The organism is Streptomyces sp. M41, from assembly GCF_043673425.1.
Classification (GTDB): domain Bacteria; phylum Actinomycetota; class Actinomycetes; order Streptomycetales; family Streptomycetaceae; genus Streptomyces.
Map to the genome: position 1 here is coordinate 202,927 of NZ_JBIMKE010000007.1, position 22,176 is coordinate 225,102.

Sequence of the window (22,176 nt, forward strand, 5' to 3'; positions counted from 1 at the left end):
CCCCGGCATCACCGGCTCCTCGAGGGGACGGCGGCCTCCTCGGCGGAGCGCTGCGAGCTACGCAGGAACAGGACCGCGACGGCGCTGAACGCGGCCAGCACCAGTCCGGGCACGATGATCGACCCGGCGATGCCGAACAGGTCGGCCGCGGCGCCGCCGATCAGCACGCCGACGATGGTGAAGTTGACGGTGATCGCGTTGAGCAGGCCGACGCCGCGGCCACGCAGCTCCTCGGGCATGTCGGTGAGCAGGGTGTTGGCGATGGGCACCTGGAACAGCCCGGAGAACAGCCCGGTCAGCAGGCACCACTGGAGCACCGCGCCCCAGCCGGTCTGCTCCCACAGCCACTGGGTCGGCGCCAGTTCGGCCATGGCGAGGCCGAACAGGCCCATGCTGGCCAGCAGCAGCCCACTGGAGCTGCCGAAGCGCTTGATCAGGGCGGGACCGGAGAGCGCGCCGATCGCGGCGCCGCCGGCCAGCATGGCCTGTGCCATGCCGAACTCGAAGCCGGACAGCTTGAACACGTCGACGAACTGGGCGTTGATGTTGGTCGTGAACAGCCCGAAGACGATCGTGGCCGGAATCGCCAGCGTCAGCAGCACCCGCAGCGACGGCACCGCGAGCACACCGCGGACACCCGACCGCAAGGAGGCCCAGTACGACTCCTGGACCTGCCCCGAGGACGGCATCTCCCGCAGGACCGCGATGGAGCCCAGCAGCAGCGCGGAGATCGCGAAGGTGGCGGCGTCGAGCACGAACACCACCGGGATGGAGCCGACGGCGATCAGCAGTCCGGCGACGGCGGGGCCGCACAGGTTGACGGTCTGGTAGGTGCTCTGGAACAGGGCGATCGCGACCGGGATCCGCTTCGGGTCACCGACCACCTTCGGCACTGCGGCGATCCGGGCCGTCTCGAAGAACGCCTTGCCGACGCCCTCGGCGAGCGTCAGCGCGATCAGCGCCCAGACGCTGTTGCGGGCCGGGATCATGGCCAGCACGACGAGGATCCGGGCGATGTCGGAGCCGACCAGCAGGACCCGCTTGGGCACGCGGTCGGCCAGCGGCCCGATGAACGCGGCCAGCACCCCGGAGGGCAGCAGCTGCATCATGACCACGAGCGCGATCATCATGGGGCTGTGCGTCAGCCGCGCGACCAGGTACACCAGGGTGATCCTGGTCATCGCGTCCCCGAGGAAGGAGACGACGACCGCCAGCCAGTAGCGGATGTAGACGCGGTCCTTGAGCAGTTCCAGCATCAGGCGCCCTTCTCGTCATCGCCCAGCAGAGCGCTGATCGTCTCGGCCAGCCGCGTGACGTGCGGCTCGCGCATCATGGTGTAGTGGTTGCCGTCGGCCTTCAGCTCCCGCAGGCCGCAGGCCGCCCAGCCCTGCCAGGCGTCGAACAGCTCGGGGCTCGCGGCGAGTTCGGGGTTCGACTCGGTGGCGCGGATCAGGGTGAGGTCGCCGGACAGCGGCGTCGGCCGGTAGCGCCACATCAGCCGCAGGTTGGCCACCCACAGGTCGACGACCTCGGCGATACGGTCACGGCCGGCCTCCGGCGGCAGGTAGTCGTTGCGCCGGGCCAGCGCGAGCAGATAGTCCAGCTGCTCCTCGTCGCTCATCGCGGCCAGTTCGTCCAGGGACTTGCGCTCGTCGGCGAAGTCCCAGACGAGGTTCAGCGCGAGCGCCTCAACGATCGGTGCCCGGCCGGGCTCGTCGGCGGGGTCGACGTACACCGGCGGATAGGCGTCGATGAGCACGACCGAGGTCTGCTCGCCCTGCTTCTCCAGTTCGCGGGCGATGGCGTAGGCGTTGGTGCCGCCGTAGCACCAGCCGACGAAGGTGTAGGGGCCCTCGGGCTGGGTCTCGCGGACCACGCGCGCGTAGTCGGCGGCGCGTTCCTCGAAGGTGTCGTACGGCAGACTGCCGTCCCGCAGGGCCGGGGCGCTGACGGCGTACAGCGGGCGGTCCAGTGGCTGGAGCAGGTTGGCGAACGGCATGTAGCAGACGACTTCGCTGCCGGCCGGGTGGGCGAAGAAGACCGGCCGTGCCCCGGGGCTGCCGGCCCGGATCTCGGTGAGATGGGCCTCGGTCTGCTCCTGGTAGCCCTCGCGGAGCATCCGCGCGAACCGTTCCACCGTGGCGCCCTGGAAGATGGCGGCCATCGGCAGCCTGCTGCCGAAGTGCCGCTCGATCTCGCCGACGAGCTTGAGCACCAGCAAGGAGTGTCCGCCGAGGTCGAAGAAGCGGTCGTGCAGGCCGACCGGGCGGACGTCGAGCACTTCCTCCCAGATCCGGGCCACTTCGAGCTCGATCCGGTCGCGCGGGGCGACGTAGTCGGCGCGGTCCTGGTCGGCGGACGGTTTCGGCAGGGCCTTGCGGTCGATCTTGCCGCTGGTGGTCAGCGGGAACTCGGCGACCGTGACGAAGGCCGACGGGATCATGTAGTCCGGCAGGGTGGGGCGCAGGTGTTCGCGCAGCCGCTCGGCCTCGGCCGGCTCGCCACGGCTCGCGGTGTAGGCCACCAGGCGCCGGTCCCCGGGCCGGTCCTCGCGGACGACGGCGACGGCGCGGGCCACGTCCGGGTGCTGCTCCAGGCGTGCCTCGATCTCGCCGAGTTCGATGCGGAAGCCGCGCAGCTTCACCTGGCCGTCGTTGCGGCCGAGGAAGACGAGCGAGCCGTCGGACCGGTAGCGCACGACGTCGCCGGTCCGGTACAGCCGGTCGCCGGGTCGGCCGCTGAACGGGTCGGGCACGAAGCGTTCGGCGGTGAGGTCGGGGCGTCCGCGGTAGCCGCGGGCGACGCCGCGTCCGCCGATGTACAGCTCGCCGGGCAGCCCGACGGGGACCGGGTCGAGGTGCTCGTCGAGTACGTACACCTCGGTGTTGGCCAGCGGCCGGCCGATGGAGATCTCCGCCGTGGCGTCGTTCACCGGGCAGGTGGTGGACCAGATGGTGGTCTCGGTCGGTCCGTAGACGTTCCAGGTGCTGCCCGGCGCCTCGGCCAGTGTCGCGGCGAGCGACGCGGGCAGTGCCTCGCCGCCGACGACGACCCGGACTCCGGTGCTGTTGCGCCAGCCCGACTCGGTCAGCAGATGCCAGGTGGCCGGGGTCGCCTGCATCACGGTGGCGCCGACATCGGCGATCAGACCGGCGAGTGCGGGGCCGTCCTGGGCGGTCTCGCGCGGTACGACGACGACGGTCGCACCCTTGACCAGGGGTGCGTAGAGCTCGAGTCCGGCGATGTCGAAGGAGACCGAGGTGACCGACGGCAGCACGTCGCCGGGGCCGATGCCCAGGTCGTCGCCCAGGGCCAGCAGCAGGTTGACGAGGTTGCGGTGGGTGACCTCGACGCCCTTCGGGCGGCCGGTCGAGCCGGAGGTGTAGATGACGTAGGCGAGCCGCTCGCCGGGTACGGCGGGGGTCTGCGTCAACGGCGGCTCGGCCAGGACGGTTTCGCGTATCCGGTCGAGGAACAGCGTCTCGGCGTCGCTGTCGGCCATGCGGTCGGCCAGGGAGCTGTGCGCCAGCACGGTGCGCACACCGGCGTCCGCGGTCATCTCGGCGACGCGCCGAGCCGGGAACTGCGGGTCGAGCGGCAGATAGGCACCGCCGGCCAGGGCCACGCCGAGCAGACCGACCAGCAGGTCGCAGGAGCGTTCCAGGCAGACGCCCACGACGGTTTCCGGGCCGACGCCGCGGTGGGTGAGGTGGGTGGCCAACCGGGCGGCCCGGTCCAGGAGTTCGGCGTATGTCAGGCTCTCGTCGCCGCTGCGTACCGCGATCGCGTCGGGAGTGCGGGCCGCCTGGCGTCGCACCAGGTCGTCCAGGCCGAGGCCGGGTTCGCGCGTGACCTCGGTGCGGTTCCACTCCTGAAGCATCGTCGCCCGCTCGTCCGGCGCGAGCAGGGAGAACGTGTCGACGCGCCGGCCCGGGTCGGCAGCCGCCTGCGTCAGCAGCAGCTCCAGGTGGCGCCACATGCGCGCGATCGTGGACTCGGTGAACAGGTCGGTGTTGTACTCGATCAGCCCGAAGAAATGGTCCGCCAGCACCTCGTCGTCGAAGATGCACAGCATGCACTCGTCCTTGGCCGTGTGGTTGTCGAAGACCAGCGGCTCCAGGCTCAGTCCGGGCATCTCCAGGGCCGATTCGTGGAAGTCCACGAAGAAGAAGGACGCCTGGTAGACGGGGTTGCGGCTGGGATCGCGCTCGATGTCCAGCTCGTCCAGCAGAGTGCCGAAGGGCACGTCGTGGTGGTCCATTGCGCCGACCATCGTGGTGCGCGTCGCACGCAGCAGTTCGCTGAAGGTCATGTCGGGCCGGACCGCCGTGCGCAGCGGCAGCATGGTGAGGAAGTAGCCGATGATCGCCTCGGTCTCGGGCCGGTTGCGCGTGGAGGACGTCGTGCCGACGACGATGTCCTCCTGGCCGGTGTAGCGGTGCAGCAGCAGCTGCCAGGCGGCCAGCAGGGTGACGTAGACGGTCGCACCCTCACGCCGGGACAGCTCGCGGACGGCGGCGGTGAGTTCGGGCGTCATGGCGAACTCGTAGCGCGCACCGTTGAACGTCTGCACCGAGGGGCGCGGGAAGTCGGTCGGCAGCTCCAGCACGAGCGAGGCGTCGGCCAACTGCTTGCGCCAGTACGGCAGTTGCCTGCGGCTCACCTCGTGCGCGAGCCAGTGCGGCTGCCATTCGGCGTAGTCGGCGTACTGGATCGGCAGCTCCGGCAGGGCGGCTTCGCCCCCGGTCACGAACGCCCGGTAGTACTCGGCGGTCTCGCTCTCGAAGATGCCGGCCGACTGCCGGTCCCACACGAGGTGGTCCACGGTGGTGACCATGACGTGCTCGTCGTCGGCGAGGCGGTAGATCACCACCCGCAGCGGCGGCCCCGCCTTGATGTCGAGCGGGACGCTCACCTCGTCGTTGACCAGGCGGAACAGTTCGCTCTCGCGCCGGGCGTCGGGCACTTCGGTGAGGTCCTCGTGCCGGATGGTGATCGGCATCGTGTCGTGGACGATCTGCACCGGCCGCTCGCCGGCCATCTCGAAGGTGGTGCGCAGCGGTTCGTGCCGGGTGATGACGGCGTTGACGGCCCGCTCCATCGCCGGTGCGTCGAGCCGGCCGCGCAGCCGGGCGCCGAAGAAGACGTTGTAGACCGGGCTCGACTCGTCGAACTGGTGGATGAGCCAGATGCGTTCCTGGTCCACGGTGAGCCGGGCCGGTCCCTTGCCCTCCCGGCGCGGGACGGCGCCGAGTTCCGGCGGGGCCGCGGGCCGGCCCGCGAGCCGGGACTGGAGCAGCGCGCGCTGGGCCGGGGTGAGTTTCGCCAGCCGCTGTGCAACCTCGGTCATGCCACGTCCCCGTCCTCGCGCCGGTAGCGGTCCTTCAATTCGGTGAGATGGCCGAGGCTGTCCAGCACGGCCTGCTGGTCGACGCCGAAGTCGACCAGGCAGGCGACCTCGTCGACACCGATGTCCACCAGGTCCTCGATGAGCGTCTCGCACTTGTCCGGGGTGCCGAGCAGCGCGATGGTGTCGTAGTAGCGCTCGAAGGTGGCGGCCAGCATCGCGTCCCGGGCCTCGCCGCTGATCTGCGCGTACTCGCTGCCGAAGCCGTCCTGTTGGGCGAGGAAGGTCTTCAGGTAGTCGATGAGCGGCTGCCGGACGATCTTCTTGACCTCGGCCTCGTCGGCGCCGAGGAAGGTGTGCACCATCACGCTGACCTTGCCGGTGGCCGGGTCGTGGCCGCTGCGGGCGCGGGCCTCGCGGTAGGCGGTGATCTTCTCGCCGAGGTCGGTCAGGCGCTGGGCGACCAGGCCGGTGAGGATGTGGGTGCCGGCCTCGCCGGCCCGGACGAAGGTCTCCACGCTGCCCTGGGAGGAGACCCAGACCGGCAGCTGCGGCTGGATCGGGCGGGGCAGGCTGCGTACCTCCACGGGCTTGTCGAACGGTCCGGGGAAGGCCACGGCCTCGCCGGCCCAGAGCCGCTGGACCGCGGCGAGCTGGTCGAACATCTCCTCCCGGCGGTTCTCGAACCGCTCCGCGCTGGTGTCGGGCGCGAGGACGAAGTCGTCCGGGTGCCAGCCGGAGGCGCAGGAGATCGCGGTCCGCCCGCCGGAGATGTTGTCCACCACCGACCACTCCTCGGCGACCCGCACCGGGTGGTGCAGCGGCAGGACGACGCTGCCGGCGCGCAGCTGGATCCGTTCGGTCACGGCGGCCAGGGCGGCGGCGAGCAGCGACGGGTTCGGGTAGAGCCCGCCGAAGTCGACGAAGTGCCGCTCGGGGACCGAGATCGCGCTGTATCCATTGCGGTCGGCGTAGCGGGCGGCGTCGAACAGGAAGTCGTACTTGCCCGGTCCCTGGGTGGTGCCGTCGCCGGAGAAGAAGAACAGCATGAAGTCCATGACGCTGTCCGCGCGCCGGGCGCGGCGGCGCGGCCCGGCGGCGGAGCTCTGCGGCGCTTCGCCCAGGGCCGGTGCCGTGCGCTGCAACTTCTTCTCCAGCAGCGCTCGTTGCTGCGGTGACAGAGCGGCGAGCCGCCCCGCGATGTCGGGGGTCGTCGTCATCGCAAGTCCTCTCCTTGCAGCCTGGCCTCGGCTTCCTCCGGCGACAGGCTCTCGATCTCGGCGAGCAGGGCGTCCAGTTCCTCGGGGGTGAGCTCGTCCAGCGACCGCGGCCTGCTCGCCCGGATCACCTCGGCCAGTTCTCGTACGGTCGGCGCCTCGAAGATGGCGCTCATGGACAGGTCACCGAACTTCTCCCGCAGCCGGCCGATGACCTGGATGGCGAACAGGGAGTTGCCGCCGAGGCCGAAGAAGTCGTCGTCGGGGCCGAAGCCGCTGACGCCGAGCACCTCGTGCAGGACCTGGGCGACGGTCCGGGCGATCTCGTCGTCCGGCCACAGCAGCCCCGGGTCCCAGCCGTCGTCCGGCGCGGCGCGCAGCGCGTCCGTCTCGCGGGCGTACGCGGTGGTCGTCAGCGTCGCCTGCCCGGCCAGCACGTCCTGGAGGTCGGTGGCCGAGACGACGGTCTGCGGATGGCCCGCGGCCAGCGCGGGCCAGGCCGCGGCCACGCCCCTCTCGGCCGGGATGCCGCAGTCCTCGCGGAACCGGCGCAGCTGCGCGGCCAGTTCGGGGTTGCCGGCCGCGTGCTGCTCCAGCCAGTCGTCCCAGGCCCACTGGCCCCAGTCGACGGCGGTCGTGGGCCGGCCGGCGGCGGTGCGGGCGTGTGCGAAGGCGTCGAGGAAGGCCCCGGCGGCGCAGTTCTCCAGCTGTCCGAAGCCGCCGACGATGCCGGTCGTCGAGGAGACCAGCAGGTTCATGCGCAGCGGTTCGTCGCGCAGCAACTCGTCGAGCAGCAGCACGGACCGCGCTCGGGCGGTGAGGGCGGGCGCGAGCTGCTCGCGGGTCTTCAGTGCGGCCAGCCCGGAGCCGCGGACGTCGAGGGCGTGCACGACGCCGTCGACGGTGCCGAGGTGGGCGCGTGCCGCGTCGACGGCCCCGGCGGCCTGGGCCGGGTCGGCCGGGTCGGCGGTGTGGAAGCCGATCCGTCCGGGGTGGGCGGCGAACAGGTCGGTCAGCCGGCCGGCCCGGGCGCGGACGCGGTCGTCGTGCTCCGCGAGGGCTGCGCTGTCCTGCCGTGGGTCCGGGAAACCGGGTTCGGCGATCAGGAAGAGGCGCGCATCGGTGCCGGCCGCCAGCTGTTCGGCGAAGGCGAGCCCCGCTTCACCGGAGGCGCCGGTGACCATGACGCCGCTGAGCTGCGGTGTCTCGGCCGGGCCGGTCGGCTCCGGGGCGAAGGTGCGCGTCCAGCGCCGGCCGCCGCGCAGCGCCACCAGGTCGGTGGTCGGCTCGCCGGCCAGCTCGGTGAGCATCTGCACGGTGAGCCGGCTCCAGGCCGCCTCGTCGGTGTCGTCGGCGGGCAGGACCACGTCGACGGCACGGCACACCAGCGTCGCGAGCTCCTGGGGCAGGACGGTGACGGCGCCGAGGACGGTGGCCCGCTCGGGCGCCCGTACGTCCTCCCCGCACACGTCCCAGAGCCGGTCGGTGAGGACGTCCACCTGGACGCCTTCCGTCTCGCCGGTCGCGGCGAGCGCCTGGGCGAGCTGGACCACCGAGAGGTAGCCGCGGTCCAGGGCGCTCTCCCAGCGTGCGACGACCCCGCTGTCCTCGCCGCCCACTTCGCCGTCGGCGGCCGTGATGCTCCAGGCGTGCACGACCCGGGTGGGCCGCCGGCCCTCGGCCCGCAACTCCTGGACGATGCGGGAGATGTGCTCACCGTCGCGGGGATCGATCAGGTGAGTGCCGTCCGGTGCCCGCCCGTAGCCCGTGCCGGCGCGGACCGCGGTCACGGTGTGCCCGGCGGCGCGCAGCGCGGCGGTGAGCCGGGCACCGACACCGTGGTCGTCCTCGAACACCAGGTGGTCCACGGGTTCCCGGGTGGCGACGGCCGGGGGCGGCGGGCTCTGCCGCCAGACCGGCAGGTGGTGCCAGCGGGATTCGGGGAGCCGGCCGGCGCCGGTCGCGTCGAGGGCGGGTCCGGGGGGCGGCAGGAGGTGGTTGCGGCGTTCGAACGGGTACGTCGGCAGGGGTACGCGGCGCTCGGTCCCGCTCGCCCGCGCCACCGAAGGCCCGCTGTCCGCGCCCTGCCGCCACAGTCCGGCCAGTCCCTCGGCGAAGGCGCGGCCCTCGGTGAGCTGCTCGGTGCGCGAGCGGCGCATGGTGGTGGCCAGGGCGGGCGGGCGGCCCTCGGGGGTGCGCTGGGCGCGCGCGAGTCCGGCCAGCGCGCTGCCGGGACCGGCCTCGAGCAGCACCGGGTCGTCGGCGAGCAGGGTGGCGAGCCCGGCGGAGAAGAGCACCGGCCGACGGGCGTGGGTGGACCAGTACTGCGGGTCGGTCGCCTGCTCCGCGGTGATCCAGGTGCCGGTCACATTGGACACGAAGGGGATCCGGGGGGCGCGCGGCCGGGCCTCGGCGACGGCCTCCGCGATCTTGTCGAGTACGGGGTCCATCACGGGTGAGTGGAAGGGGTGCGAGGTCTCGAGCCGTACCGGCGTGATGCCGCGGGACTTCAGCAGCTCGGTGATGCGGCCGGTCTCCTGGTCGGTGGCGGCCACGACGCACGAGCCGGGCGCGTTCACGGCGGCGATGGTGCCGAGGTCGCCCAGTGCCTGGCGCAGCTCCGCCTCGCCGAGCGGCACGGCGAGCATGGCGCCGGTCGGCAGTGCCTGCATGAGCCGGGCGCGGACGGCGACGATGCGCAGGGCGTCGTCCAGGGTGAACACGTCGGCCAGGCAGGCCGCGACCAGTTCGCCGAGGCTGTGCCCGAGCATCGCGTCCGGCCGCACCCCGTGCTCGGCGAGGAGCCGGCACATCGCGTAGTCGACGGCGAAGACGGTGGGCTGGGTGTACTCGGTCCGCGCCAGCCGTTCGGCGCCGTCGGGTGCGAACGCGATCTCGCGCACGTCCCATCCGGTGTGCGGGCGCAGCAGTTCGGCGCACTCGTCGAGAGCCGCGCGGAAGGCGGGCTCCCGCTGGTACAACTCCGCGCCCATGCCGGGGTACTGGCTCGCCTGGCCGGGCAGCAGGAACGCGGTCCGGCGCCGTGTGCCGGCCGTGTCCACGGGCGCCTGTCCGCGCCCGGGCGAGGCCAGCGCGGCGACCGCGCCGTCGAGGTCGCGGCAGACGACGGTACGACGGTGCTCGAACTGCGTGCGGCCCGTGCGCAAAGTGTGGGCGACGTCCGCGAGGGCCGTCTTTGGGTGGGCCCGCAGATGGTCGGCCAGGGCCGAGGTGGCGGCGTCGAGCGCCTCGGGCGTCCGGGCCGACAGCGGCAGAACGTGCCAGCGCTCCTCGTCGGCGTCCGGGGCGCGCTCCGGGAGCGCCGGTGCGGCTTCGAGGACGACGTGGGCGTTCGTGCCGCCGAACCCGAACGAGCTGACGCCCGCCCGTGCCTGATGCCCCGTCGCGGGCCATGGCGTCTCCCGCGCGCACACCTGGAACGGCCCCTTGTCCAGGCCGGTCTCCGGGTGGGCGGCGGTGAAGTGCAGCGTCGGCGGGATCACCCGGTGTTCGAGGGCCAGCACCGTCTTGATCAGGCCGGCCACACCGGCGGCGGCGTCCAGATGACCGATGTTGGACTTCACCGCGCCCAGCAGGCAGGGCTCGGCCCCGGCCCGGTCGCCGAACGCCTCGGCCAGGGCCCGCACCTCGATCGGGTCGCCGAGCGGTGTGCCGGTGCCGTGCGCCTCGACGTAGTCCACGGTGGCCGGGTCGACGCCGGCGACCTCGAGGGCCTCGGCGACGACGGCCGTCTGGCCGGCGGCGGACGGCGCGGTGATGCCCATCTTGTCGGCGCCGTCGTTGTTCACGGCCGAGCCGCGGATCACCGCGTGAATGTGGTCGCCGTCGGCGAGCGCGTCCTCCAGGCGCTTGAGGACGACCACGCCGGCGCCGTCGCCCGGCACGGTGCCGTCGGCACGCGCGTCGAACGGGCGGCAGTGTCCGTCCCTCGACAGGATGCCGCCCTCCTCCCAGCGGTAGCCGGAGGGCTCCAGGAAGCGGACCGCGGCGCCGCCGGCCAGGGCCAGGTCGGACTCCTGGGTCAGCAGGCTCTGGCAGGCGAGGTGGACGGCCACGAGCGAGGAGGAGCAGGCGCTCTGCACGGTGATGCCCGGACCGGTGAGGCCGAGTTTGTACGCCACCCTGAGCGCCAGCATGTCGGTGTCGTTGCCGACGGCCACCTGGAGCGGCTGCCCGGCGGTGCCCGCGCCACGCCGGACGGCACGCTCGTAGCGGTAGCCGGTGTTGGCGGCGCCCGCGAAGACGGCGGCCCGCGGCGGCATGCGGCCCGGCACGTATCCGGAGGACTCCAGGGCCTGCCAGGCGCATTCGAGGAACAGCCGGTGCTGCGGGTCGGTCACCTCGGCCTCGGCCGGGGTGAGGCCGAAGAACTCCGCGTCGAACTCGCCCGGTCCGGTGAGCGCTCCGGCGACCGCGACGAACGCGGGATCGCTGCCGGCCTCGACGCCGGCGTCCGCCAGCTCCTCGGCGGTGAAGCGCGTGAGGCCCTCCCGGCCGGAGACCAGCAGGTCCCAGAACTCGTCCAGGTCGCGCGCGCCGGGCAGGCGGCAGCTCATTCCGACGACCGCGACCGCGCCCTCGGTCTCCGGCAGTTGCGTGTTGTCCGTCATCGGACTCCCCCAGTCACTTCGTGCATGTCACGCTCCGCGGCCTTCGCGGCGATCACCGCACCCAGGCCGCGCAACGTCGTCTCCTCGAACATCAACCGCAACGGCACCTTGATGCCGAGGCGTTCGCGCAGCTCGGCCACCACCTGGGTGGCGAGCATCGAGTGGCCGCCGAGCAGGAAGAAGTCGTCGGCCGGTCGGACCGTCTCGACTTCCAGCACGGCGGCCCAGATCTCCGCCAGGACCCGCTCGGTCTCGGTGGCCGGTTCCTGGTCCGGTTCCGCCTCGGCGGTGCCCGTTCCGTCCGGCACCGCCGGGTCCGGCAGCGCGGCCCGGTCGACCTTGCCGTTGGCGGTCAGCGGCAGTCCGGCTAGCGCGGTGAAGGTGCTGGGCACCATGTACGCGGGCAGCTGCGCGCCGAGGTGCTCGCGCAGCTGTGCCGTACCGGCCTCGGTGCCGGCGACGACGTAGTACGCGGCCAGCCGCAGCCCGCCCGAGGCGTCGGGGTGGGCGACGACCGCGGCGTCCTTGACCGCCGGATGGGCGAGCAGGGCCGCCTCCACCTCGGCCGGCTCCACCCGGTGGCCGCGGATCTTCACCTGGCGGTCCTCGCGCCCCAGCAACTCCAGCACGCCGTCCGGGTGGTAGCGCCCGAGGTCGCCGGTGCGGTACAGGCGCTCACCGGTGTCGGGGTGCTGGATGAACCGGTGCGCGGTCTTCTCGGGGTCGCCGAGGTAGCCCATCGCCAGGCCGGCGCCGCCGATGTACAGCTCGCCCACGACACCGTCCGGGCGCGGCCTGAGGTGCTCGTCCAGGACGTGCCAGCTCTGGTTGTCGAGGGGGGTGCCGTACGGGATGCTCGGCCAGTGCGGTGCGACCTCCTCGATGGCGTACCAGATCGACCAGATCGCGGCCTCGGTGGCGCCGCCCAGGCTGATCAGCCGCAGGCCGGGGGCCAGGGCCCGGATCCGGTCGGGCAGCGACAGCGGGATCCAGTCACCGGACATCAGGGCCAGCCGCAGCGAGGCAGCGGCGGCGCCGGTGCCCTCGCTCTCCAAGTGATCGGTGAGCAGCCCGAGTTGGGCCGGGACGGAGTTCCACAGGGTGACGCCGTGGCGGGCCACGAGGTCGGCCCAGTGGGCCGGGTCGGTGCGGCGGGCGGGGTCCGGCAGCACCAGGACACCGCCGACGGCGAGCAGGCCGAAGATGTCGTACACCGACAGGTCGAAGCCGAGCGAGGCCAGGCCGAGCATGCGGTCGTCGGCGCCGACCTGGAACCGTTCGTTGAGGTCCTCGACGGTGTTGAGGGCGGCCCGGTGACTGATCATCACGCCCTTGGGCACACCGGTGGAGCCCGAGGTGTAGATCACGTACGCGAGGTCGTCCGGGTTCGCGGGGGACGCCTCGACCGCGGTCCCGCCGTCCTCCACGCCCTCGTCCACGCCGTCCAGACCGTCGACCGGGACCGCCGTGACCCCCTCGGGCCAGGCTTGCGCTCCGGCGGCGGCGTCCGGCACCAGGACGTGGCGCACCCCGGCGTCGGCGAGGATCCGGTCCCGCCGGGCCGTCGGCTGGGACGGGTCCAGCGGCAGATAGGCGGCGCCCGCCATGAGGATCCCCAGGACGGCGACGATCTGTGCCGCGCTCTTGTCCAGGGTGACCGCGACGATCCGTCCGGGGCCCTCCGGCCGGGCGCGCAAGTGCGCGGCGACGGCGGACGCCCGGGCGTGCAGCTCGGCGTAGGTGAGCGTGGCGTCGGCGGCGACGACGGCCGTGGCCCGAGGGGTGCGCCGGCACTGCGCGGCCACGCCCTCGTGCAGGAGTCCGTCGGGCAGCGGGCGCCGGGTGGCGTTGCGCCGTGCACGGCACTCGGCCTGGGCGGGCGGGAGCGGGATGCCGGCGGTGCTCTCCCATGCCGCCTCGCTGTCGGCGAGGGCGCGCACGCGCTGCTCGAAGGCGTCGAACATGGCGTCGGCCGTGGGGTCGGCGAAGGCCCCTTCACGGACGTGCCATGTCACGCGCAGCGCGCCCTCGGGTGTCTCCTCGGCAGCGCAGCCGATGAGCGGGTCGCCGTCGTCCGCGCGCCGCGCGGTCCCGAAGGCGTAGGCGACGGGGAGCTTTTCACCGGTGGCGTCCGTCCGGCGCGCCGTCGAGGCAAGCCGGGCGCGGAAGGGCGCGGTGGGGTCGGCGTCCGGCACGATCGCACCCCGCGGGGCGTCGTCCCGGCGTACGGCGAATCCGGTGGTCCGGCTCCAGGCGCCGATCACGTCGGTGAAGGCGGTGCACATCGCGTCCGGCCCGCTCCCGCCGAACCGGTCGGCCCGCTCCTTGACGGCGGTCCAGCGGCCGGGGTCCAGGGTCAGACGGCGGTCGCCGCTCCGGGCGGGTCCGGCGTCGGGTGTCCAGGCCCTGAAGACATCGGTGGTGGGCAGTTCCGGCAGCGGCGCTTCGGCTGTCACGAGGTCCTCCTGTCGGCGTCGTGGGGTTCCACGGCGGTCGGGTGGGCGGCGTCCCGCGATCCGTGGGTGTACGGCAGGACGGGCAGGCCTGGTTCGCCTGTGCAGGTGTCGAGGACGTGGATGTACCGGGCGAGCAGGGTGTTCGCCGTTTCCTCGGTGAACAGGTCGGTGGCGTACTGAAGGGTCAGGCGCAGGTCCTCGCCCCGGGCCTCGACGACGAGACCGAGATCGAACATGGCGGTCTCGCCGGTCCAGCCGATCTCACCCTCGGCCCGCAGTCCCGGCCCGAAGTCGGGGTCGGGCGCGGCCGTGACGTGGTTGAACATGACCTGGAAGAGCGGGGAGAGCTGCCGGTCCCGGCCGGTCACCAGCGCCTCGACCATCCGGTCGAGCGGCAGCTCCTCGTGGGCCAGGGCGCCCAGCACGGCCTGCCGCACACGGGCCAGCAGCGCCCGGAAGTCCGGGCGGTCGGCGAGCGAGGTGCGCACCGGCAACATGTTGATCAGACAGCCGACCAGGCGGTCCAGGCCGGGCCGGCCGCGGCCGGCGACCGGGGTGCCGACGGTGACCTCCGGGTCGCCCGCCCAGTCGGCCAGCAGCACCTGGAAGGCGGCGAGCAGCACCATGTACTCGGTGGCGCCCTCGTGGCGGCCGAGCGCCCGCACCCGCCGGGCGAGTTCGGAGTCGATCGAGGTGGTCGCGACCGCTCCGGCGAAGCTGCGCAGCGCCTTCCGTGGCCGGTCGGTCGGCAGTGCCGGCACCTGCGGATCGGTGCCGAGCACGCCCCGCCAGTAGTCGATCAGCTGCTCCAGGGGTTCGCCCTGGAGCCGGCCGCGCTGCCATTCGGCGTAGTCGGCGTAGGCGAGCGCGGGCTCGGGGAGTCCGTGCGGCTCGCCGGCCGCCGTCGCGGCGTACAGGCGGCCCAGCTCGTCGCAGACCAGGGGCAGGGACCAGCCGTCGATGGCGATGTGGTGCAGCACCAGGGAGAGCCGGTGCTCGTCCGGGGCGAGCCGGAGGAGCCGGGCGCGCAGCACGGGGCCGCTCGCCAGGTCGAAGGGTTCGACCGCGTCCTGCCGTACGAGGCGTGCGGCTTCGGCGTGCGCGTCGGGCCGGCCGGTGAGGTCGGTGCAGGGCAGCGCCACCGCGCCGGCCGGGGCGATGTGCTGGCGGGGCCGGCCGCGGGTGGCCGGGTAGGAGGTGCGCAGCACCTCGTGGCGCTGCACGAGGAGGCCCAGGGCCCGTTCCAGCGCCGCCCGGTCCAGGTCGCCGTGCAGGCTCAGGACCAGGGGGACGTTGTAGAGCGAGCTGTCCGGCTCCAACTGGTCCATGAACCACAGGCGTTGCTGGGCGAACGACAGCGGCACCGGATCGTCGGAGCCGGGCTCGCGGCGGCGCGGCACCGGTCCGGCGTCCTCGGCCGGCGCGGTGACCTGCGCGGCGAGGGCCCGCGGGTTCGGGCCGGTCATCAGGGCGCGGATCGACAGGGAGGTTCCCAACGCCTCGTTGACGCGCGCGAGCAGCGGGATGGTGAGCAGTGAGTGACCGCCGAGTTCGAAGAAGTCGTCGTCGACGGCGACGTGTTCGAGGCCGAGTACCTGCGCCCAGATGCCGGTGAGGATGTCCTCGACCGGTGTGCGCGGGGCGGGACCGGATCCCTCCGGCAGTCCGCGATGCCCCTCGGGGACCCGCAGCGCACGCCGGTCGACCTTGCCGTTCGGCGTGATCGGGAGGGTGTCCAGCAGGACGTAGACCGAAGGCACCAGGTAGTCGGGCAGGCTGCGGTGCAGCCAGGCGCGCAGCTCCTCGGCGCTCACCTCGGCGGTCACCGCGGCGCCGGTCGCCGCGGCGGTCTCGATGAACGCGGCCAGCCGCTTGCCGGCGCCGCGCGGTGCGTCGACGACGACGGCGGCGCGGGAGACGGCGGGGTGGGTGCCGAGGGCGGCCTCGATCTCGCCGGGCTCGATCCGGAAGCCGCGGATCTTCACCTGACCGTCGCTGCGGCCGAGGAACTCGATCGCCCCGTCCGCCCGGTGGCGGACGGTGTCACCGGTCCGGTAGAGCCGTTCCCCGGGCCGCTCGGCGAAGGGGTCCGGGACGAACCGCTCGGCGGTCAGGTCGGGGCGGCCGAGATACCCGGCGGCGAGGCCGGGGCCGCCGAGGTACAGCTCGCCGGGCATGCCGACCGGCACCGGCCGCATCCGGGCGTCCAGGACGTAGGCCCGGGTGTTGGCGATCGGACGGCCGATCGGCACGGTCACCGCGTCCTCCGGCACCTCCAGGACCCGGTGCCAGGTGGCGAACGTGGTGGTCTCGGTGGGGCCGTAGACGTGCAGCAGCCGCTGCGGAGCGCCGTGCTCCAGGATGCGGCGCACCGCGCCCGGGTCCACCGCCTCGCCGCCGAAGAGCAGCTCGCGCAGTGTGTGGAACGCGTCGGGACGCCGGTGCGCGACGGCGTTGACGGCGGCCGTGGTCAGGAACAGCGAGGCGATGCCCTGCTCCACGAGGGCCGCGGCCAGCTTGTCGGGGTCCAGGACGACGTCGCGGGGCAGCATCACGACGCATCCGCCGTTGGCCAGCGCGCCCCAGACCTCGAAGGTGGTGGCGTCGAAGGAGGCGTTGGCCGCCTGGGCCACCCGGTCGCCGGCCTGGATGCGGACGTAGTCGCTCTCCCGCACCAGGCGCACGATCGCGCGATGGTCGACGACGACGCCCTTGGGCCGCCCCGTCGAGCCGGAGGTGTAGATGACGTACGCGGCGCTGCGCGGGCAGGCGAACGCCTGCGGCCGCGTGGCGGAATCGGCCGAATCGGCGGATTCGGCGGCGAGGCCGTCCTGGTCGCCGTCGAGGCACAGCCGCACCCGGCCCTCGCCGGGCAGTTCGGCGGCCGTCCCGCCGCGGGTGACGATGACCCGCAGCCCGGCGTCGTCGGCCATCAGGGCCAGCCGCTCGGCGGGGTACTCGGGGTCGAGCGGCACATACGCCGCCCCCGCCTTGAGGATCGCGAGCATCGCGACGACCAGCCCGGGCGAGCGGTCCAGGCAGACCCCGACCCGGTCGCCGGGGCGTACGCCCTCGCGCCGCAGCCGGTGGGCCAGGCGGTTCGCCCGCTGCTCCAGCTCGCGGTAGGTGAGCGTGCTGTTCCCGGCGATCACGGCCGGGAGGTCGCCGGAGGCGTCGGCGTGCTGCTCGAACAGCCGGTGCACGGGCGCCTCGGGAAGGGCGGCGCCGGTCCGGTTCCAGTCGTGCAGGATGCGCTCGCGCTGGTCGGCGTCGAGCAGCCGGAGTTCGGTGAGCCGGGTTCCGGGCTCCCGCGTCACCTGCCGCAGCAGCAGCGTCAACTGCTCGGCGAACCGGGCGGCGTCGGCCCGGTCGAGCACGTCGCCGTTGTACTCGAGGGTGCCGTCGAGGCCGTCGCCGCGGTCCTCCACGATCAGCGTGAGGTCGACCTTGGCGGCACCGGGGTCGGCGGGCCTGGGCTGGAGCCGGTGCTGTTCGAGGCGTACGGCGCGCAGGGGGACGTCGTTGTACTGGACCAGGAACTGCACGACCGGCATCCGGGCCGTGTCCCGCTCCGGCCGCAGCTCCTCGACCAGCCGCTCGAACGGCAGGTCCTGGTGTTCGACGGCACCGAGCACGGCGTCGCGGACCCGGGCGAGGATCTCGTCGAACCCGGGGTCGCCGTCCAGGTCCACCCGCAGCGGCAGGGTGTTGACGAAGAACCCGAGCAGCGGCTCCAGTTCGGGCCGGTTGCGCATGGCGGCCGGTGCGCCGACGACGATGTCTTGCTCGCCGGTGTGCCGGCTGAGCAGCGCGGTGAACGCGGCCAGCAGGATCATGTGCGGTGTGACCCCTTGGCGACGGCCGAGGTCGGCGAGCCGCTCCTTCAGGTCGGGGTCCCAGGTGAACGGGTGCAGTCCGCCGCGGAAGGACTGCTGGGCGGGCCGGACCCGGGCGCTGGGCAGTTCCAGGACCGTGGGCGCCCCGGCGAGGCGCTCCCGCCAGTAGTCCAGATCGACGTCCCAGGCGCCGCTGTCCTGCTGGGCTCGCTGCCAGCGGGCGTAGTCGCGGTGGCCGACCGGCAGTTCGGGCAGCCGCACCGGGGTCCCGTCGCTCTCGGCGGCGTAGAGCTGTTCCAGCTCGGCGAAGAAGACGTCGAGCGACCAGCCGTCGGTGATGATGTGATGCATCGTCAGGACGAGTGCCTGCGGCCCTGCCGCGACCCGGATCAGCCGTGCGCGCAGCAGCGGCCCGGCGGCGAGGTCGAACGGGAGGGCCGCCTCGCGGCGGATCCTCGCGTCGAGGGCGGCGAGCGCCGCCGCCCCGGTCCGATCGCCGTCCGGTACGGCGTCCCCGGCCGATACGGCGGCGGTGTCCGGTACGGCGCCCTTGTCCGGTGCGGCGTCCGCGACCGGTGCGGTGTCCGCGACCGGTACGACGTCCTCGATCGGTACGACGTCCTCGACGGGGAGGTCGATCGGCCAGGGCGCGCCGACCGTCTGCCGTACCGCTCCCCCGGTTTCGGTGAACGAGGTGCGCAGGGCCTCGTGCCGTGCGATGAGCCGGTCCAGGGCGCGCCGCAGCGCCGCCGTGTCGAGGTCGGCGTGCCAGGGCAGGGTGACCGCGACGTTGTACGCCGGGGATCCCGGCATCAGGCGGTCCAGGTACCACAGCCGTTCCTGCGCGAAGGACAGCGGCGCCGGGCCGTCCCCCTCGTCGCCCCCGCCGGTCAACGGCGTTTCGGTGGCGCGGGGTTCGGTGAGTGCGGCGCGCACCTGTGCGGCGAGCGCGGCCAGGTCACGGCTGCCGAGGACCGCTGCCGGTGTCACGGGGGCGTCGAGTGTCCGGCGGATGCGCGAGGCCAGTCGTACGGCCTTGAGCGAATGGCCGCCCAGGGCCACGAAGCCGTCCTCCCGGAACACCTCGGTGACCCCGAGGCTCTCGCGCCACAGTGCGGCGAGCGCGCTCTCCAGCTCGTCGGCGGGTGCGGTGCCCTGGCCGGCGCGGTCCCGTGGCGCGCCGGCCATGCGGATCAGGGCGGCGCGGTCCAGTTTGCCGTTCGGCGTGACCGGCAGTCGGTCCAGCTCGGTGAGGACGGCCGGCACCATGTAGTCGGGGAGCGCCCGGGCCACGCGGGCCCTGAGCTCCTCGGTGTCGAGGGTCTGGCGTGCCTTGTCGCCGGCGACGGCGTAGGCGGCGAGGAACCGATCGCCGGCCCCGTCGGTCCCCACGCACACGACGGCCTCGGCGATCTCCGGCTGAGCCCGCAACAGCGCCTCGATCTCGCCCAGTTCGACGCGCAGTCCGCGGATCTTGGTCTGGAAGTCGATCCGCCCGAGCAGTTCGATGCGGCCGTCGGGCCGGAACCGGGCCAGGTCGCCGGTGCGGTAGACGCGTTCGCCGTGCACCGGGCCGTAGGAGAAGTCGGTGAACTTCTCCGCGGTCAGTTCCGGGCGGCCCAGATACCCCTCGGCGAGTCCGATCCCGGCCAGGTGCAGTTCGCCGGGGACACCGATCGGGACGGGGCGCCGGCGGGCGTCCAGGATGTAGGTGCGCTGGTTGGCCATGGGGCGGCCGTAGGGGACGCTGCTCCAGTCCGGCAGCGGCGATCCGGCTTCGGTGAGGGTGGAGTGGATGGAGGATTCGGTGGCGCCGCCCATCACGATGACGCGAATGCCGGGGGCGAAGGCGCGCAGCCGGTCCGGCAGGGTCGGTGTCACCCAGTCGCCGCCCAGCATGGCGAGGCGCAGGCCGGTGCGTTCGCTGCCGAGTCCTTGCAGGTGTGCGACGTAGAGCTCGGCGAGCGCGGGCGCGGAGTTCCAGACGCTGACCTGGTGGCGCTGGATCAGTTCGTGCCAGTGCGCCGGGTCCTTGGCGCGGCCGGGGTCCGTGATGACGACGGCGCCACCGGCCAGGGTGATGCCGAGGAATTCGTACACCGACATGTCGAAGCTGGTCGAGGACAGCGCCAGGACCTTGTCGCCGGGGCCCACGCCGAAGCGGGTGTTGAGGTCCAGCAGGTTGTTGAGTACGCCGCGGTGGCGGAGCGCGATGCCCTTGGGGCGTCCGGTGGAGCCGGAGGTGTAGATGATGTAGCACAGGTCGTCGGGTCCGGCCGTGGGCTTCGGGCGGTCCGCCGGCTGGGCGGCGAGCCGGTCCGCGTCGTCGTCCAGGAGGACGACCGGGATGCCGGGCTCGGGCAGCCGTCCGAGCAGGTGGGACTGGGTGACAAGGACCTGGCAGTCGGAGTCGCGCTGCATGAACGCGAGCCGCTCGGCCGGGTAGTCCGCGTCCAGCGGCACATACGCGCCGCCCGCCTTGAGCACGCCGAGTACGGCCGTGAGCAGCTCCGGGCCGCGTTCCACGCACAGGGCGACCCGGCTGCGGACGTCGACGCCGAGGCCGCGCAGGTGGTGGGCCAGCCGGTTGGCCGCGGCGTCGATGTCGCGGGCACTGGTGGCCTTGCCGTGCTGGATGACGGCGGGCGCGTCCGGGTCGGCGGCGGCACGGGCGGCGAAGCGTTCGTGCAGGCAGCCCGCGTGGTCGAGAGGTGTCTCGGTGGCGTTCCAGTCGACCAGGACACGCTGCTGCTCGGCGTCGGTGAGGACGGGCAGGGAGGCGACCGGATGCCCGTACGGGTCACAGGCGGCGGCCTCGCTCAGGGCGTGGATGTGCGTCAGGTAGCGGTCGACGGTGTCGGCGTCGAAGACCTCGGCGTCGTACGTGGCCTCGATGACGGCGGCGGCGCCGTCCGTGCCGACGGTGAGGAACAGTTCGGCGTCCGTGGCGGTGTCCTTTGCGTGCCCGAGGACGACGCCGATCCGGCGGTCCGCGTCGGCGGGCCGCGCGGGTGTGTCCTGTACGGCGGTCAGCAGCTGGGCGAAGGTCGGTTCCTCGGCGTCGGCGAGGGCGAGGACGTTGCCGTCGCCGGTGCCGATGGCGGCTGCGGCCTCCCCGGTGTAGCGCGGCTGCACGGCGAGGCAGGCGGCGATCAGGACATGGCGGAGATCGGTGGCGTGGGCCTCGGCGAGGGCCGTCAGGGAGTGGACCAGGGTGTCGTCCAGCCGGAGCGAGGTCCCGGTACGGCGCACGGGGTGGTCGGGCGCGGGTGTGCGGTAGGTGGGCAGTCCGGCCGTGACGTTCACGGCGTGGTCTGCGGGTAGCCCGGTATCGGGAAACATCGACACAGGTCAGCCACTTCGTCGAGGACGCCCTTGCGGACGTCGGGGTCAAGGCGGTACTCGGTGTCGGACACCGGCTCGACGGCGTCCAGGACGCGCACGACGAGCTCGGCGCAGGTCGTCATGTCGGCCGGCTCCATGCCGCGCTGCGCGAGGATGTTGGTGCCCAGGCGCAGTCCGCCGGCCACCAGCGGCGGCCGGGTGTCACCGGGGATCCGGTTGCGGTTGGCGAGGATTCCGCAGTCGCTGAGTGCCAGCTCGGCGATGGCACCGGTCAGACCGCGGCGGCTCACGTCGAGCAGGACCATGTGGTTGTCGGTGCCGCCGGTGAGTACGGGCCAGTCGCGTGCGATGAGGGCGTCGGCCAGCGCGGTGGCGTCGGCCGCGATGCGGTGGGCCGTCGCCTTGAACCCGGGTGTGGCCACCACGTCCAGCGCGCGTGCCTTGGCGGCGATCGCCGCGGCGTTCGGTGTGCCCTGGGTCAGCGGGAAGACCGCGCGGTCGATCAGCGTCGACAGCGGTGTCCGGCCGTCCGGGCCGAGGGTGGCGTGCTCGGCTCCCATGAGGATCAGACCGCCGCGTGGCCCGCCGAGCTGCTTGTAGGTGCTGGTCGTCGTGACATGGGCGATGTCCACCGGGCTGGGCAGGACCCCGGCGGCCACCAGGCCGGCGATGTGCGAGATGTCCGCGAGCAGATACGCGCCCACCTCGTCGGCGATGTCACGGAAGCGCTGGTAGTCGATGCGCCGCGGATGGGCGCTGGCGCCGGCGACGATGAGTCCCGGCCGGTGCGCGCGGGCGAGTTCGGCGGCCCGGTCGTAGTCGATCAGACCGGCGTCGTCGAGCCCGTAGGAGACGGAGTGGAAGGCCCGGCCGGTCACGGAGGCCGGTGCCCCGTGGGTGAGATGGCCGCCCGCGTCGAGGTGCAGGCCGAGCAGGGTGGCGCCGGGCGCGAGCAGGCCGAACTCGACGGCGAGGTTCGCCGCGGTGCACGAGTGCGGCTGGACGTTGGCGTACCGGGCGCCGAAGGCTGCCTGTGCCCGGGAGACGGCGAGCCGCTCGATGGCGTCGAACCACTCCGCGCCCGGGTGGTAGCGGCGCCCCGGGTAGCCCTCCGCGGTGACGTTGGACAGGACCGTGCCGGCGGCTGCCAGGACGGACGGCGGCGCGACGCTGGCGTGCGCGACCATCGCCAGCACGCCGGTCTCGTAGTCCAGTTCCTGGTCCAGCAGGGTGGCGAGCTCGGGGTCCTGATCGGGCAGCTCTCGTGCTCCGGCCAGCTGGATGTCGTACGTCTGCGACATGGATCAACCCGCCGCTCGGAATCGGCGGCGGGGACCGGGAACG

At 73.3% G+C, this 22,176-nt stretch carries 7 protein-coding genes; all 7 read right to left on the reverse strand.

The genetic code is table 11. The features are described from left to right. Positions 1–8: 8 nt before the first annotated feature. Genes ACHBTE_RS12745 through glyA form a run of 7 tightly spaced genes read right to left on the reverse strand, consistent with a single transcriptional unit; the run spans position 9 to position 22,133 of the window. Entirely contained in the window at positions 9–1,256 is a 1,248-nt protein-coding gene (locus ACHBTE_RS12745) for an MFS transporter (RefSeq protein WP_394723845.1), read from the reverse strand. After that, on the reverse strand, positions 1,256–5,350 hold the full coding sequence (locus tag ACHBTE_RS12750) for an amino acid adenylation domain-containing protein (protein WP_394723847.1): 4,095 nt from the start codon (positions 5,348–5,350) through the stop codon (positions 1,256–1,258). The genes ACHBTE_RS12745 and ACHBTE_RS12750 overlap by 1 nt, the downstream gene beginning before the upstream one ends. Continuing rightward, positions 5,347–6,567, reverse strand: a complete 1,221-nt coding sequence (locus tag ACHBTE_RS12755) for a MupA/Atu3671 family FMN-dependent luciferase-like monooxygenase (RefSeq protein ID WP_394723849.1) — start codon at positions 6,565–6,567, stop codon at positions 5,347–5,349. Before ACHBTE_RS12755 ends, ACHBTE_RS12750 begins: the two co-directional genes overlap by 4 nt. Next, positions 6,564–11,195: a beta-ketoacyl synthase N-terminal-like domain-containing protein gene (locus tag ACHBTE_RS12760; protein WP_394723850.1), complete on the reverse strand. Its 4,632-nt coding sequence runs from the start codon at positions 11,193–11,195 to the stop codon at positions 6,564–6,566. Before ACHBTE_RS12760 ends, ACHBTE_RS12755 begins: the two co-directional genes overlap by 4 nt. Further along, positions 11,192–13,651, reverse strand: a complete 2,460-nt coding sequence (locus ACHBTE_RS12765) for an amino acid adenylation domain-containing protein (RefSeq protein WP_394723851.1) — start codon at positions 13,649–13,651, stop codon at positions 11,192–11,194. The genes ACHBTE_RS12760 and ACHBTE_RS12765 overlap by 4 nt, the downstream gene beginning before the upstream one ends. After that, positions 13,648–20,793 carry an amino acid adenylation domain-containing protein gene (locus tag ACHBTE_RS12770; RefSeq protein WP_394723852.1) on the reverse strand — a complete coding sequence of 2,382 codons (7,146 nt, stop codon included), beginning with the start codon at positions 20,791–20,793 and terminating at the stop codon, positions 13,648–13,650. The genes ACHBTE_RS12765 and ACHBTE_RS12770 overlap by 4 nt, the downstream gene beginning before the upstream one ends. After that, entirely contained in the window at positions 20,790–22,133 is a 1,344-nt protein-coding gene (gene glyA, locus ACHBTE_RS12775) for a serine hydroxymethyltransferase (RefSeq protein ID WP_394723853.1), read from the reverse strand. Before glyA ends, ACHBTE_RS12770 begins: the two co-directional genes overlap by 4 nt. Positions 22,134–22,176: the final 43 nt, after the last annotated feature.